16 protein-coding genes are annotated in these 15,120 nt (G+C 43.6%); 1 reads left to right on the top strand and 15 read right to left on the bottom strand.

Annotation, left to right across the window (positions count from 1 at the left end):
• Window positions 1-2 precede the first annotated feature (2 nt).
• The 15 genes from AADZ70_RS14510 to AADZ70_RS14580 all read right to left on the bottom strand — a co-directional run bounded on the left by AADZ70_RS14510 (window position 3) and on the right by AADZ70_RS14580 (window position 13,526).
• Window positions 3-1,181 (bottom strand): restriction endonuclease subunit S, encoded by a 1,179-nt coding sequence (locus AADZ70_RS14510; RefSeq protein ID WP_342007256.1) that lies wholly within the window; start codon window positions 1,179-1,181, stop codon window positions 3-5.
• Window positions 1,178-2,704 (bottom strand): N-6 DNA methylase, encoded by a 1,527-nt coding sequence (locus tag AADZ70_RS14515; RefSeq protein ID WP_342007257.1) that lies wholly within the window; start codon window positions 2,702-2,704, stop codon window positions 1,178-1,180. The genes AADZ70_RS14510 and AADZ70_RS14515 overlap by 4 nt, the downstream gene beginning before the upstream one ends.
• Before the next feature lie 227 nt (window positions 2,705-2,931).
• Complete coding sequence (rlmH, locus tag AADZ70_RS14520; protein WP_047477383.1) at window positions 2,932-3,411, bottom strand: 23S rRNA (pseudouridine(1915)-N(3))-methyltransferase RlmH; 480 nt, start codon at window positions 3,409-3,411, stop codon at window positions 2,932-2,934.
• 80 nt (window positions 3,412-3,491) lie between these two features.
• On the bottom strand, window positions 3,492-3,662 hold the full coding sequence (locus AADZ70_RS14525) for a CxxH/CxxC protein (protein WP_004393147.1): 171 nt from the start codon (window positions 3,660-3,662) through the stop codon (window positions 3,492-3,494).
• Window positions 3,663-3,815: 153 nt separating this feature from the next.
• Window positions 3,816-3,986, bottom strand: coding sequence for a hypothetical protein (locus tag AADZ70_RS14530; RefSeq protein WP_342007258.1), 171 nt, complete (start codon window positions 3,984-3,986; stop codon window positions 3,816-3,818).
• A gap of 320 nt (window positions 3,987-4,306) precedes the next feature.
• Window positions 4,307-5,470, bottom strand: a complete 1,164-nt coding sequence (locus AADZ70_RS14535; RefSeq protein ID WP_342007259.1) for a hypothetical protein — start codon at window positions 5,468-5,470, stop codon at window positions 4,307-4,309.
• Between the two features lie 10 nt (window positions 5,471-5,480).
• On the bottom strand, window positions 5,481-6,230 hold the full coding sequence (locus AADZ70_RS14540; RefSeq protein ID WP_342007260.1) for a hypothetical protein: 750 nt from the start codon (window positions 6,228-6,230) through the stop codon (window positions 5,481-5,483).
• A gap of 466 nt (window positions 6,231-6,696) precedes the next feature.
• A complete protein-coding gene (locus tag AADZ70_RS14545) occupies window positions 6,697-7,170 on the bottom strand; it encodes a GNAT family N-acetyltransferase (protein WP_016937383.1) in 474 nt (157 codons plus the stop codon).
• 46 nt (window positions 7,171-7,216) lie between these two features.
• Window positions 7,217-7,351, bottom strand: coding sequence for a hypothetical protein (locus AADZ70_RS14550; RefSeq protein ID WP_007407881.1), 135 nt, complete (start codon window positions 7,349-7,351; stop codon window positions 7,217-7,219).
• The gene (locus tag AADZ70_RS14555) at window positions 7,338-8,453 is read right to left on the bottom strand and encodes an aspartate phosphatase (RefSeq protein WP_342007261.1); all 1,116 of its coding nucleotides are present in this window, start codon (window positions 8,451-8,453) and stop codon (window positions 7,338-7,340) included. The genes AADZ70_RS14550 and AADZ70_RS14555 overlap by 14 nt, the downstream gene beginning before the upstream one ends.
• Window positions 8,454-8,583: 130 nt before the next feature.
• Window positions 8,584-9,474: an arginase gene (gene rocF / locus AADZ70_RS14560; protein ID WP_016937381.1), complete on the bottom strand. Its 891-nt coding sequence runs from the start codon at window positions 9,472-9,474 to the stop codon at window positions 8,584-8,586.
• A gap of 73 nt (window positions 9,475-9,547) precedes the next feature.
• On the bottom strand, window positions 9,548-10,948 hold the full coding sequence (locus AADZ70_RS14565) for an amino acid permease (RefSeq protein WP_016937380.1): 1,401 nt from the start codon (window positions 10,946-10,948) through the stop codon (window positions 9,548-9,550).
• A gap of 223 nt (window positions 10,949-11,171) precedes the next feature.
• Window positions 11,172-12,377, bottom strand: coding sequence for an ornithine--oxo-acid transaminase (locus AADZ70_RS14570; RefSeq protein WP_047477367.1), 1,206 nt, complete (start codon window positions 12,375-12,377; stop codon window positions 11,172-11,174).
• A gap of 229 nt (window positions 12,378-12,606) precedes the next feature.
• Entirely contained in the window at window positions 12,607-13,242 is a 636-nt protein-coding gene (locus AADZ70_RS14575; RefSeq protein WP_342007262.1) for an SdpI family protein, read from the bottom strand.
• Window positions 13,239-13,526, bottom strand: coding sequence for an autorepressor SdpR family transcription factor (locus AADZ70_RS14580; protein ID WP_047477365.1), 288 nt, complete (start codon window positions 13,524-13,526; stop codon window positions 13,239-13,241). Before AADZ70_RS14580 ends, AADZ70_RS14575 begins: the two co-directional genes overlap by 4 nt.
• A gap of 204 nt (window positions 13,527-13,730) precedes the next feature.
• On the opposite strand from AADZ70_RS14580, the gene AADZ70_RS14585 reads away from it, so the two are divergent.
• Window positions 13,731-15,116 (top strand): sigma-54-dependent Fis family transcriptional regulator, encoded by a 1,386-nt coding sequence (locus AADZ70_RS14585; protein ID WP_264820355.1) that lies wholly within the window; start codon window positions 13,731-13,733, stop codon window positions 15,114-15,116.
• The last annotated feature ends 4 nt before the right edge of the window (window positions 15,117-15,120 follow it).

A 15,120-nucleotide genomic window follows, 5' to 3' on the forward strand; every position in this document is an offset into this window, starting at 1 on the left:
AATTAAACAATGAGCCTTGGAGTTAACTTATCTCGCGTCAACTTCAGTATTCTAATCTCTTTAGTAAGCTCTTCTATCTGCTTAAAGTAATCATGCATAATACTGTTGAAGCTTGTTGTATCTTTTATTACAGGAATTTCTATCGTTTTAAAATCTTTCTTACTAATTTCTTTAAAGGTACTTCCATTAGCCATTGAAATTATTTTATTTTTATTGAGTTTTGCCCAAAAATACAATTGATATATAGAAATCTTCTCATTTGGTACAATCACAATAAAACCTTGATTTGTTGTGGTTGGCTTTTGATTAATGGCCAATTCTCCAATTGTTGCTCTACTAGATAATAATAAAGAATACGGAGGAATTAACTTTGCAGAACTATTTTCCAAGCCTTCCCTAGTTATTTTTCTTTGGGAATCTAAAACAAAAATCTCTTTGCTACTAGTTAAATCTGAGGGCGTAAACCAATTAATATCTCCATTTTCCCAATAACTTTCATTGGAAGTCTTAGGTGTCCCTCCACCCATGATTTTCACAACTTCCCCAATCTTTACATTTTCACGAACAATCATATTCTTTCTATCATCGGGGATTGTTTCATCTAAAAACCAGTACTTATATGTTCTTTCTGCTAACTTTTCTAAGTTATCTATTATGCTATAATTTAATTCAATTTTTCTATCTAAGTCTCCTAGTGTTTCGGCAACTTTTTTTTGAGCTTGCAAGTTAGGCAACTTAATTGGAATATTCTTTGTAGATGTAAGAGATAGTTCTTTAAAAGTACTCCCATTAGCCAAACTTTCTATATATTCTTTTTTAGCAATAAGAAAGTAATAAAGATATTCAGTTAAAATAATTTCCTCATTGCAAATAAAACTTTTAAATCCTTGATTTGTAGTTACCTCGTTAGCAGCAATAGCAACGTATCCTATTGGAGCTCTTGAAGAGAACAATACTGTGCCTCTAGGCAACAACTTAGTAGAACTATTTTGCAATCCTAACTGAGTAATATTACGCTCTCCTCGAGATATATTTCTAAAAGGATGACCTGATAAGTCTTTAGGAGTTATCCAAGGAATCGTTCCATTTTCATAGTACTCTATTTTTTTTGTTGACGGCGTTGAACCATTTAATATCTTAGTGATTTCACCTAATGTATAATTCTTAAACTCACTTATCATAACAAATCCTCTAGATTCTTCAATATTTTCATTTGAAGTTTATGTGATTGCTTAAATTGCTCTTCTAATAGCAGCTTATATTCTTCAACTACCTGGTTGAACCCTATTTCATTTTCCGACTCTTCTTTAATTCCGGTATATAAGCTTGGAGTTATCTTGTATTCTTTCTCTATAATTTCATCAATATGAACCTTACTATAAAAACCGCTTTCAAAATAAGCCTCATTATTATAGAATTTAAAGGAATGATAAATATCCGCGATTGCTTTTACTTCATCTTCTGAAAATATCCTACTTTTTTTATTAACTAACGTTCCTAAACTACTTGCATTAATAAATAATATCTCTTTTTCTCTTCTAGCATGATTATTACTACCATCTCTATTTTTACTTAGAAAAATTAAAGCACTCGGTATTCCTGTGCCAAAGAACATTTTTTCTGGAAGTTGTACAACACAATCAACATAGTCATTATTAACTAAGTATTTCCTTACGCTTTTCTCGGCAGCTTGATTACTTGTTAAGGCCCCATTTGCAATAACAAAACCCGCTAACCCACCATCCTTTAGATGATGTAGAAAGTGTTGAATCCACATATAATTCGCATTACTATTTGTCACAGGTCCAATCAAACGCCTATCATCAGGGGGTAAGCGTTCAGCTCCCCAATCTTTCATATTAAAGGGTGGATTAGATACTACAGTTTCAGCTTTCAAATCCGGAAATTGGTCATTAAGTAAAGTATCACCTTGTTTAATCTTTGGAAAAATACCATGAAGAATACCATTCATTTTTGCTAATTTTATTGTAAGTTCATTCTGTTCCTGTCCAATAAAAGTCAGGTTTTCGCTGTTTTCACTATACTTATTAGATTGAATGAACATGCCTCCCGTACCACAAGCGGGGTCGTACACAGTACCTTTTATAGGCTCTAGCATTGCAACCAATAGTTTTACTATTGAAGAAGGTGTGAAAAATTCTCCGCCTCGATTACCTTCTGTAGATGCAAAATTACTTATAAAGTATTCATATACTCTTCCAAGCAAATCAACATTTCTGCCATTATGTGTAGAAAAGATTTCTTGTGAAAAAAGTTTTATTATATCACTAACTACTTCATTAGGAATATTAGAGTTTTTGTATATCTTAGGGAGGGCGTCTTTTAATTCATCATATTCAGATTCTAAGATTGTCATAGCTTTATCAATTAACTCTTTAATACTTTCACTATCTGCATTTTCTAAAAGGTATTCCCAGCTTGCCTCTTGAGGAATATAAAACACATTTACTTTGGTATACTCAGCCTTGTTTTCTAAGACTTTCTGAATCTCTTTCTTATCTTCACCTTTATCTTCTACCCTTTCCAAAATCTCCATTTTTCGGTGTTCATGCTTCAAGGATAAAAATTTTAGGAATAATAAAGGTAAGACATAGTTTTTGTACTCGCTAGGAGCTATTCTCCCTCTTAACTTATTTGCAGCTGAAAATAGTTCTTTATCAAATTCAATATCAGCGAATAACATTATACTCCTCCTTCATATGTCCTTCGGTGAATACAAACATATGTTCTCACACCAAACGCAATTAGTCAATAAAAATCCTGTATGCTGGTAGAATTTTATTATATCTTATATTGTCGAATTTTGCTTATTAATTTTAATAGATATAAAACTAACTTAACAAACATAAAAAAGTGACTAAATAGGGAAAACACAGCTCATTTAGTCACTAGAATTAATTAAAACCTCATTTACTTATGATAAGGTTCCCCACGATTAATCCGAAATGCCCGGTAAATCTGCTCTACTAAAATCAGCCGCATGAGCTGATGAGGAAATGTCATTTTTGAGAATGACAGTTTGTCGTCTGCGCGTTTCATGACGGCGTCGCTTAAGCCGAGTGAGCCGCCGATGACGAAGGTGATTTTGCTTTTTCCATAAGTCGCCAGCTTATCTATTGTATCGGCCAGTTCTTCGGATGTTTTCATTTTTCCTTCGATAGCGAGGGCGATGACGTGGCTATCCGGGCTGATTTTGGCCAGGATGCGTTCGCCTTCTTTGTCTTTGACGATTTTCATGTCTTGGTCGCTCAAGTTTTCCGGAGCTTTTTCGTCCGGGAGTTCGATGATGTCGATTTTTGCGTAGGCTGAGAGTCGTTTTTTGTATTCTTCAATGCCTTGCTTGAGGTATTTTTCTTTTAGTTTTCCGATGGTCACAATATTGATATTCACAGGTCATCCCCACTTTAGAAACAAGTTATTCATATATATTGTCCACAATTGTGGATATCTTTTCTGTATTTTGTGTAGGATCATTCGTTCCCTACTAGATATGTTGCAGTGTCCCCACATAATTCACAGGCTGTGGATAAACTGTTAGTATGTTCGATTTTTCTGATTTCGGGCGGAAGCTCATGATCATCTATGTACATGTCCAGTACGGTTTCGATATGTTCTTCACAAGAATAATAAGCGGTTTTCATTGTTACATCCTCCGGTTTTCTTTTGCGCGCGGCAATTGTTCTCTTCTCAATATAACCTATTTATACACATGTTAGTAGTGCTTCGGGCTGAGTTTTATCCACAATTCGGCAAATCACGCGCAAAAAGAGCCGGCGTTTGCAGCATCCGGCTCTTTACGTGTTTTCTCTTTTTTCTAAGCGAAGGACGAACAGAATTCCTAATAGACACGCCAGCAGCGTACAGCATATATCAATCCAGTCCGGCTTTCCGCCGTTTAAAAAAGAGTTGGTTATCACGGAAACCAGGAGAATGGTGACGGTTACCGCGGCAAGCTTTTTCTTCATCGGCTCCCTCCTTCACCGGACTGTCTTTCTGCTTTTACTGTGCAAATTCCTCTATTTCTATGTTCGGTCGGTTTTTTTCTTGTTATATAGCCTGATTATGAGGGTCACAACGATATATACAATCATAATCAATGTTCCGTTGCTCACATCAGGGTATCCAATCAACATATTCATTATGACAAAAACAATGGTTATACAAATGACGGACAACAATAAGAAGAGACTGAATGATTTCAAATGAACACCTTCTTTCTTGCAGTAACGTTTCATTATAAAAAGCTTACCAAAAGCGGCAAGCTCTTCCCACATGTTCATACTCTTCAAAACCCGCCCATCACCTGCACATCATACAGCTTGAGATGGCTTTTCGGCGTGATGATGTCTTTCAGGCTGGGGATGGTCCGGTCGTTCAGTTTTTTGCCCGTTTTCAGGTCGAAGGATTCGATTTTGGCGGGCTTTTTGTAGCTGTACGTGAACAGATACAGCTTTCCGTTTTGATGCGTCAGGTCTTTGAAATCGGCTTTAATTCGTGATGCGGGGAGGGTGAAGGCCCTTTTGCTTTTTCCGGTCTCAGGGTTGATGCGGTAGACGGTTCCGAAGCCGTCAACGAAATAGAAGCTGCGCTGCTCCATGAAAAAGCTTTTTTTGAAGCTGAACGGCATGGAGTCATAGATCGTCTGTTCGTCATTTTTATAAGCGGCGATGTCATACGTTTTGATAATGCCGCTCTTTCTCATAACTTTCACCATTTGGTAGATGTGTTCTGCTTTTTCCCCTCTGGTGACAAAGCAGACGGCGCCGTCGTCCGCGGCGAGCTGGGATTCGACTGACGTGCCTTCTTTATACGTCCATGTCGCAATTGATTTTGTATGGAGCTTTTCTTTATCGGCCTGAATGTCTTCTATGTGATAGCCTTTTTCGTCATCTGTCGGCGTGAGCGCGAAAAGATGATCTTTAAAAAAGCCTGAAGCGCGGATATAGTGCGGGATGACGTCTTGCTTCCACCTGCCGTCAATCTGGCGGTACAGCTCTGAGCGATAGCTGCCGCCGCTCTTGTCGTAGCCCGAATTGTACAGCGTGTAAAAGCCTTTCGTCCGCTCGATATACCCGGCGCTGTCTCCCGTATGCTGATACGTTCTTTTATATGTGTGAAGACCATTTTGAACGGTGTAGATTCCTTTTTTGTCCTCCAGCAGCACGCTGCCGTCATGCACTTTGGCCGATCCGAGCTCAAGCCCCTTCATTTGATAAGAAGAGAGCCGCCCCTTTTTATCGGCGAAGAGGGCATAGCTTTTTCCGCCGCCGAATGTGTCTTGATCAGCCGCAGTGGAGAAATACAGCAGCGCTTCTTTATCTTTCAGAAAATCAGGGTCATTTAATGTTTCCCTATCAACCTCCGCAGGTTCTTCCGTGCGGAAATAGAAGAAGCATAAGACCGCTGCGGCAAGGATGAACACTAAGGGTATCCAGATGATTTTTTTCACGTTGTTCTCCTTAGCGAATGGTCAGAATCGTGGTCGTGTAAGACGAGCTTGTGATGTCGCGCGGATATACACCTAAGCCGCCGTTAGAGTCGATATCAATCCCGGCTTTTAAAAGGAATGCCGACCACAGCAGTTTTGAGCAGTTTTTGGCGCCTTCATGGCCCGTATTTCTGTTATTGACGAAGTTGAAGGAGTACTCATCACCCACTCTTGATACGGCCCAGTCAGCGGCGGCTTGTTTTTGGGCATCGGTAACTTTCACGGTCTGAACGATTGAATTGTCTTCGACTTCTCTTCCGTTATAAGCAATCTGGCGGACGCCGTCTCCCGGCACGGATTCGACAATTTTATCAGCGGATGAATACATGCCGACATGCCCGTGGTTGTAAAAAGCCGTGTATGAGTTCGTGTAATAAATATTGCCTTTTGTGCTTTTCGGAAGTTTTTTTGTGCCTGATGATCCGCCCATTGCAGAGAGTTCGTCTTTGGAAGCGATTACATTTCCTTGCACCTTATCTGCTGTGATTTCTTGATGAAACTGCTTGAGAATCGCTTCTGTTGAAACGTGCTTCTGCTCGGCAAGCTCTTGGGCGGATCGGAGAACGTCTTGCGGGGTTGTGCCCTGCTGAAGCTCTGCGATTTCTTTTGCGTAGCGGGCTGCTTCTGTTTCTTTCGCTTTGACATTCGTACCGGAGAACGACAGAACCATGGTGAACGACAGGGCAAACGGGAGGACAGCTTTGAATAGCTTTTTACACATATTACTTCGCCTCTTTTCTCAAAGTATAATTTTTCCACATTTGCATTATATGACGGAATTGCGATAAAAAAATATAAAATTTACAGATTTTTAAAAATTTTATAACAATAGTAAAAGATATGCATAATCGTCTTATCAAATACATAACAATCGGGTCGTTGCGGTTTCCTCATTGAGGTTAGGGTGCATGGGCATGCAGGAAGGACTACGGCAGCCAGAGTGAGTCATGCCGTTCATCTCGCGGTGACCAATGTGGATTGGATTGGATCTGCATAGGTTGATCCGCGGGTGCCGAATGAAGAAACCGTCTGCGCCAGGAAGGAGGACGGCGAATCAGCTTGATGCCGATGAGTACAGAAGAGAACGCCGCGATTTCATTTAGCTGTCAATACGGCATCCGTCCAAAACCTTACCGCCATTGCCCGGGAAATGAATAACAAAAGAGGCCCATCGTGCGGGCCTCTTTTCATGACAGCTTTTTGCTCATGATCACATCGGTCTCCAGGAATCCCGTCTTCTCATACAGCTTCCGCGCCGTTTCGTTATGAGCGAATACATGGAGAGAAATCTTGCGGACACCCAGATCTTTGGCTTTGTCCTCCAGCCTTGCGAGTGCCTCTTTTGCATAGCCTTTGCCGCGGAAAGGCGGATGAAGGCCGAAATCATAAATAAATGCGTCGTGCTGCGGGTGGTCCGGATCGGCGTGCAGCCACAGCCAGCCGGCATTTTCCTTACCGTCTAATGTCAGCGTCCATAAATAGTGATCGGCCGTTTCCAGGCCGTCAGGAAGCAGGTCTTCAAACGCCAGCTCCGCTAATTCCGGCGCTTCATCAGGCAGCCACGTTCCTGCTTTTACCTTATCTTCAGCGTAATGCTTTGTTGAATGAGCGAGATAGGACTGAAATTCTTGTCCTGTCATCGGCTGCAGCGTGATAGCCATTGAATCACTCCTTACAAAACACAGACTGAAAGCGGTTCATGAAGTATTATCCGAAGGCTCCGTTTTCTGCCGGTTTTATGATTTGTTCGGCTTGTGCCGTTGAACCAGTTTGCGCAAATAATCCAATCGAAATGAGACTTGCCAAAGCTGCTGAGAGTACAATGAATTTACATGTTTTCATTACGAATCCCCTCCGTCAATCTCAAAATTTGGTCATTGGCATCAATTGATTCCTGAAAATACTTCGCCGCCAGTTTGTAATTCTCCTGTTTTTTAAAATGCGCTGCGGCTTGATACGATAAATCGGAAACGTCACTCCACAGCTCTTTCCTTCTTAACTCGGCGAAAGCTAATTCAAGCGCTTCTTCACTGTGGTCAATAAATACATGCTGTAAGATGCGCAGCTTTTGGGTATATACGGGCTCGTTTTTGTCTTCTGCGGCATTCAGCGCTTTATGCAGCCAAAACCGGCCCTCATCCGTCTGTTCCTGCTTCAATAATACTCTGGCCAGCATGTACAGACTCCGCACCGAATACGCTGATCGCAAATGCTCCTTTTGATCGAGAGCCATTTCAAATTCGACTCGTGCCTCCTCCAATTTCTCCTGTCTTTCATAGCAAATGCCTGCGTTAAAGTGGGCGAGCGCTTCAATGTGCGGATCGCCCGCTTTGGCGGCTTGATGGACTGCCGTCTGCAGGAGCTCTTCAGCTTTCTGGTAGTGAAACAGGTCCATTCTGTTACAGCCGATCACCATTAAACACTGTGCTTCTCTGACCGCGTACATTTCGTTCGCTTTGTAGATCTCTAATGCTTTTTCCGCATGGTTCATCGCAAAGTAGTTTTGGCGGATTTCATAATAGGCAATCGCCACTTGATAATTAAACTCGGCTCTTTCAATCTCATTCGGTATGTGCCGGAGCCTGCTTTCAGCAATCCGGTAAAAATTAATGGCGTTCATGAACCGTTTTTGGTAAAACTCGTGCATTCCGGAAAAAAAGTAATAATAGTATTGAATCATCTGGTCTGTTTTTTCTTTATCGGCGGTCAGCTGGATCGTTTTTAAAATGCCGTCTGTTTTCTCATACTCTTCCATCAATAGCTTATAGCGGGAATCAATTAAATTAAAATAAAGGAGCACCGTTTGATTTTGTGTCATATTTTGCAGATCTGTAAGCAGTTGTTCTCTTAATGCCTCAGCCGATTCGGTGTTGTGCTTTTTGATTTCTTCATACCAGTCACTGATTTTTTTCGCAACAGTTTCGTGGGCCATCACCTCAGCCATCTGTCAGGACACCTCCCTTTCCCATTTTGTGTAATAAATATATCATATTTACAGGGTCAAAAAGAGGGTGACAGCCTGCTAGTTTCCTCGTGGCAACAAAAAAACCTCCGCAGGTGCGGAGGCGCATATTTTATAATAGTTTTTTTCCCAACAAAGATTCCACCAGCTCAACCGCTGTTTTGCCGGTTTTGTTTTTGTGATCGAGGATCGGGTTGACTTCGACAAATTCAGCTGAGGTGATAATGTCGGCATCATGCAGCATTTCCATTGCCAAATGGCTTTCACGGTAGCTGATGCCGCCGACGACAGGCGTCCCTACGCCGGGCGCGTCGCTCGGATCGAGGCCGTCGAGATCAAGGCTGAGGTGAACGCCGTCACAGTCTGACAGGTAGTCAATGGTTTCTTCAATGACCTTCGTCATGCCGAGGCGGTCAATCTCATGCATCGTATAAACCTTCATGCCTGTTTCCTTAATGTATTCACGCTCGCCTTCGTCAAGCGATCTCGCGCCGATGATGACGACGTTTTCCGGCTTGATTTTCGGGGCATAGCCGCCCAGGTTCACCAATGTGTCGTGCCCGACGCCGAGGCTGACGGCCAGCGGCATTCCGTGAATATTGCCTGACGGCGATGTTTCCAGCGTGTTTAAATCGCCGTGCGCATCGTACCAGATGACGCCGAGCTGTTTATAGTGCTTGGCCGTTCCTGTCAGCGTTCCGATCGCGATGCTGTGATCGCCGCCCAAGACGAGTGGGAACCGCTCATTCTCAATGACGCTGTCCACCTTGTGGGCGAGCTGCTCGTTCCCCGAAAGCACAGAGTTCAGATTTTTCAGCTCTTCATCATTTTTGAGTTTTTCACGATTGACGGGGATGTCGCCTAAGTCTTCCACCGCATACCCCATGTCAGATAACCGTTCAATGAGATGCGCGTAGCGGATGGCGCTCGGGCCCATGTCCACTCCGCGTCGTGCTTGTCCTAAATCCATCGGCATTCCAATAACTGAGATATTCTTGTTCATCCGTTTTTCCACCTCAACATGTTGTATGTTGTCCTGTGCGGGTTTCTCAAAGATGACTTGGACACGAAAAGATTTAAAGCTCTATCTGTTTTTCTGACTGTTTATGCTTTTTTACATACAGATGATAGACGATAACGCACACCGCCATGAACGGGATGCCGCAATAAAGGGCGAGCCGCTGTTCTGAATCAAATGCGAGACTGATCAGAACGACCGTATTTAATGTCAGCCCGACAATAGGCAGCACCGGGTACAGCGGTGTTTTAAACTTAAGGTCTTTCACTTTGCCGCCTTCGCGGATGTATTTCCGTCTGAACATCAGCTGCGACAGAGAAATCGTAATCCAGCCGACCTGCGCGCTTAGTCCGGCTAATGATAAAAGAAACATATAAACGGTTTCCGGCGCTGCCACTTTAGACAGCAGCGACAGGCAGGCGACGGCCAGCGTCACGATCAGCGCGTTCATCGGCACGCCGCGTTTATTTGTTTTGCCGAGCGCTTTAAAAGCTTGTCCTTCGTTCGCCATGGCATATAGGATACGCGTCGATGCAAACAGGCCTGAGTTGGCCACTGACAGCAGCGCAATTAAGATAACAAAGTTCATGATATCGGCGGCATACGGGATTCCGATTTGTTCAAACACCACGACAAACGGGCTTTCGACCACTCCCGCCTGCTTCCACGGAATCATGCCGGCAATGACGATGATAGAGAGAACGAAGAAGACAAGCGTTCTCCATACCGTCTGCCGGATAGAGCGCGGAATCGTTTTCTCGGGGTCTTCACTTTCTCCCGCGGCAACCCCGATCAGCTCCGTTCCCTGGAACGCGAAGTTTACGGTAATCATCGTAACAAGCATCGCCTTCATGCCGTTCGGAAACAATCCATCCTCATAAAAATGAGAGAAGAAAGGTGCCTGCTCGCCGTGTTTCAGATCGATCAGGCCGAACATGGCGGCGCCTCCCAAAATAATAAACAGCAGAATGACTAAAATTTTAATGCCGGAAAACCAAAATTCCGACTCAGCGAACGCTTTTGTGGTAATGGCGTTCAAAAGAAACATCAGCCCGACAAACACGAGGCACCACACCCATACGGGAACATGCGGAAACCAGCGGAGCATCAATTGTCCCGCAGATAAAAACTCAATGGCGCATGTCACCGCCCAGCCGAGCCAGTACAGCCAGCCGAATGCGAAACCGAAAGCGGGGCTGATAAATTTGGTGGCGTACGTCTGAAACGACCCTGATACGGGAAGGGCAACCGCAAGCTCGCCTAAGCAGAGCATTGTCAAAAACATAATAAAACCGCCGACCAGATAAGACAGAACCGCGCCCAGCGGTCCCGCCTGGTTGATTGTATATCCGGTACTCAGGAAAAACCCGGTGCCGATTACTCCGCCCAATGAAATCATAAACAAATGGCGCGATTTCATTGTGCGCTGAAGCTGATTCTCTTTTTGATTTGTATTCACTATTCTGCACCCCTTCAGCAACTTGTATTGGAACCAAGCCGGTGCTTTGAAACCGATTTGCTGTCCAAAGAGCCTCTATTTGTATATGAAAGTTATATGAAATTCATTTTCGTACATAAAGATACATTATACTAAAATACTGTCGCCGCGCAAATAGAGTGTGCTGAATTTTTTATTTGTTAATTCCATACAAGCTGAGGGAAAGCGTTTCCATATCAAGTTCCTACGCGTTTTGAAGCACATTTGTGATCTTTTGGACAGCCCAGTCCAAGTCTTCCTTGGAAATCATTAACGGCGGTGCAAAACGGATCACGGTATCATGTGTTTCTTTGCATAAAAGCCCTTCGCCTTTCAGCTTTTCACAGTACGGGCGGGCCGCTTCAGTCAGTTCCACGCCGATAAACAGGCCGCGTCCGCGCACATCTTTTATGATCGGGTTATCGATTTTCTCAAGCTCTTCTTTAAAATACCGGCCAAGCTGAAGGGAACGCTCTGCCAGCCCTTCTTCCTCTAGGACTTCAAGAGATGCGAGCGATACCGCGCAAGCGAGCGGGTTTCCGCCGAATGTCGAGCCGTGGGAACCCGGATTAAACACGCCGAGAATATCACGGTTCGCCGCAATGCACGAAATCGGGAAAACGCCGCCGCCGAGCGCTTTGCCCAAGATAAACATATCCGGTACGATATTTTCCCAGTCAACCGCGAATGTTTTCCCTGTCCGGCCGAGTCCCGTCTGAATTTCATCAGCAATCAGGAGCACATTTTCTTCCTTACAAATAGCGGCCGCTTCTTGTAAAAATCCTTCCGGCGGAATGACGATGCCCGCTTCTCCCTGAATCGGTTCGAATAAGAAAGCGGCTGTGTTCGGCGTAATCGCCCGGCGCAGCGCTTCCGCGTCTCCGTATGGAATTAATTTTATACCCGGAAGCATAGGCCCGAAACCGCGTTTATACTCATCTTCTGAAGAAAGGGATACCGCAAGCATCGTTCTGCCGTGGAAGTTGCCGATACACGCAATGATTTCCGCCTGATTATCTTCTACTCCTTTGACCTCATATGCCCAGCGTCTCGCCGCTTTGACAGCGGATTCAACAGCTTCCGCCCCCGTATTCATCGGCAGAATCATATCTTTTCCCGTCAGCTTGGCTGTTTTCTCATAAAACGGGCCGAGCTGATCGTTATGGAACGCGCGTGACGTCAAAGTGATTTTATCCGCCTGATCCTTCAGCGCCTGAATAATCTTCGGATGTCTGTGTCCCTGGTTCACGGCAGAATAAGCACTGAGCATATCCATATATTGATTGCCTTCAGGGTCTTTTACCCAAACACCCTGCGCTTCAGAAATAACGATCGGAAGAGGATGGTAGTTGTTCGCACCGTAGTGTGAAGTTTGGCTGATAATCTCTTGAGATTTTGTGAAAGCTGACATAATCTGATTCCCCCTTGTTTTGTATATCATTCAACATAAGATCTTGCTTTCCCTTTTTATAAAGCAAGTTCCGTGCCAATCCGAAAAAACGGGATATTTCGCCAGCATTCTTTCTCTTCCTGCAAAATTTTCCGGCAGTTTGCGTGCAAACTTCAGCCAAGCGCAAAATTTTTTTGCATTCCCGCTGACAAAATAGGAGCAATCCAATTAGATTGCTCCCATTCAACCGTTATTTATTCAATTGTCTCTGATATACAATGTAAGAATATAGTAAGGATAATATGATACAGCCGATTGCGGCAATGAAAATGACTGACACTCTATACACTGGAGGCAAAAAAGCTGCAAGCATCATGATAATGCCCGCTAAGACAAAAATTTTCGAACTGACCCTGTGTGTATCCTTCCAAACTCTTTCACTGCTCAGCGTCCAAGGCGTTCTTATCCCCAAAAAGAAATTAGGCTTAACGATCTGAATAAAGTTTCCAAACACAATGAAAATGACTCCCACGATAAAGTTTCCTAAATAAGATATAGGGAGATCATATCCCAGTCCGGTCAAGATGGTCATCAGATTAATGACAAACAGAACCGCAAACATTGTATTAAATATAGCCATATATGGCCGGATAAATGTGTTGTAGTTATTTTTAGGATCAATCTTAGGGATGATAACCATTAAAATATATAGAATCATCATTATGCCAATAAGCATCATCATCGCATTAGCTTTCGTTTGGTAACCATTTGCACTTCCGTTTAATCCCCAGTGTGTCGCCAAAATGTCCGGTAAAGATGAATATGTGAAAACCCATGTTAAAACAGTTAAAACAATAATTCCTGCCGAAAAGAGATATTTTTTCATGATTCCCCGCCTTTCTTATTATCATGTTCTGAATCAGCCAAAGAAAAGAACCAGCCTATAAGATCCTGTAATACAGTGGTATTTAATGAGTACATAATAAATTGGCCTTTCCTCTCATCGTGAACCAGATCAGTATTTTTCAATATGTTAAGGTGATGAGAAATACTGGGTTTTGACATTTCGAAGTGCTCCGCAATTTCTCCAGCTGTCATATCTTGTTTTTTTAATAAATCCAAAATTCTTCTCCTTGTAGGATCGGCTAGTGCTTTAAATGCTTTATTCAAGAATGTTCCCCCTCTCATACATACATGATTTAGATATTTAAGTATATATCTAAATATCAACCATTTCCCTAAAAAAGTCAATGGTTTTATTACCTTAATTACCATTTATTTTAAAATATCAGCCGAGCGCAACATTTTTTTGCGTTTCATAATCAATTTATTTTAAAATAATGAATGTTACGACGATTGGGAGGGGGAATTGACCTGCACACAACCAGCGAATTTTTCACACTCGTGTTACAAAGCATTCTGGAAGAGATTGATGTCGGGCTGCATGTGGTGGACGAAAAGGGCAGCACCGTCATTTACAATAAGAAAATGATGCAGATTGAAGATATGGATGAACGGGACGTCCTGCATAAAAACCTGACTGATGTATTTATGTTTTCCAATCAGCAGGACAGCACACTCGTCCAGGCCCTTCAGGAAGGCAAAACGATTAAAAATGTAAAGCAAAGCTATTTCAATAACAAAGGCCAGGAAATCACCACGATCAACCACACCTTCCCGATTGTGCAAAACGGCGAGATCAAAGGCGCCGTGGAGATCGCCAAAGACGTCACTAAGCTCGAACGGCTGATCAGGGAGAATATGCACAGAAAAGAACAGAACAGCTACACGTTTGACAGCATTCTCGGCAGCAGCCCGGTTATCCGGGAAGTCATCGAAAACGCGAAACGGGCAACCCGCACGTCATCGTCCGTACTTTTGGCCGGTGAGACGGGAACGGGCAAGGAACTGTTCGCCCAAAGCATTCACAACGGCAGCCAGCGCTCAGGCGCCCCGTTCATATCACAAAACTGCGCCGCCCTGCCGGACAGTCTGGTCGAAAGCATTTTATTCGGCACGAAAAAAGGCGCCTTTACCGGAGCCATCGACCAGCCGGGCTTATTTGAGCAGGCGCAGGGAGGCACCCTTCTCCTTGATGAGATCAATTCTCTCAATCTCAGCCTGCAGGCAAAGCTGCTCCGCGCCCTTCAGGAAAAGAAAATCAGGCGCATCGGATCAGCGCAGGACAAACCGATCGACGTCCGCATCATCGCCACGATGAATGAAGACCCGATCACCGCCATTTCAGAAGAGCGGCTGCGCAAAGATTTATACTACCGATTAAGCGTTGTCACGCTGATCATTCCGCCGCTCCGGGAGCGCAAAGAGGACATTCTGCCTCTGGCCGAAGTCTTTATCCAGAAAAACAATCACCTGTTTCAAATGCATGTCGATTCGATCAGTGACGATGTGCAGCGATTCTTCCTGGAATATGACTGGCCGGGCAACATTCGCGAGCTTGAACATATGATTGAAGGCGCCATGAACTTTATGACGGATGAAACGACGATTACGGCAGCCCACCTTCCTTATCAGTACCGGATGAAAATAAAACCGGCTGACACGGACGCCAAAGCCGCCGCAAGCACCCAGCCCGGCACTGATTTAAAAGATAAAATGGAGAACTTCGAAAAATATATGATCGAAAAGACCCTGAGAAAACACGGCAATAACATATCCAAAACGGCAAACGAGCTCGGAATCAGCAGACAAAGCCTGCAATACCGCCTGAAAAAATTCGGTCTGGACCGGATGAAATGAATCC

The sequence above is a fragment of the Bacillus sp. YBsi01 genome (genome assembly GCF_038406745.1).
GTDB lineage: Bacteria > Bacillota > Bacilli > Bacillales > Bacillaceae > Bacillus > Bacillus siamensis.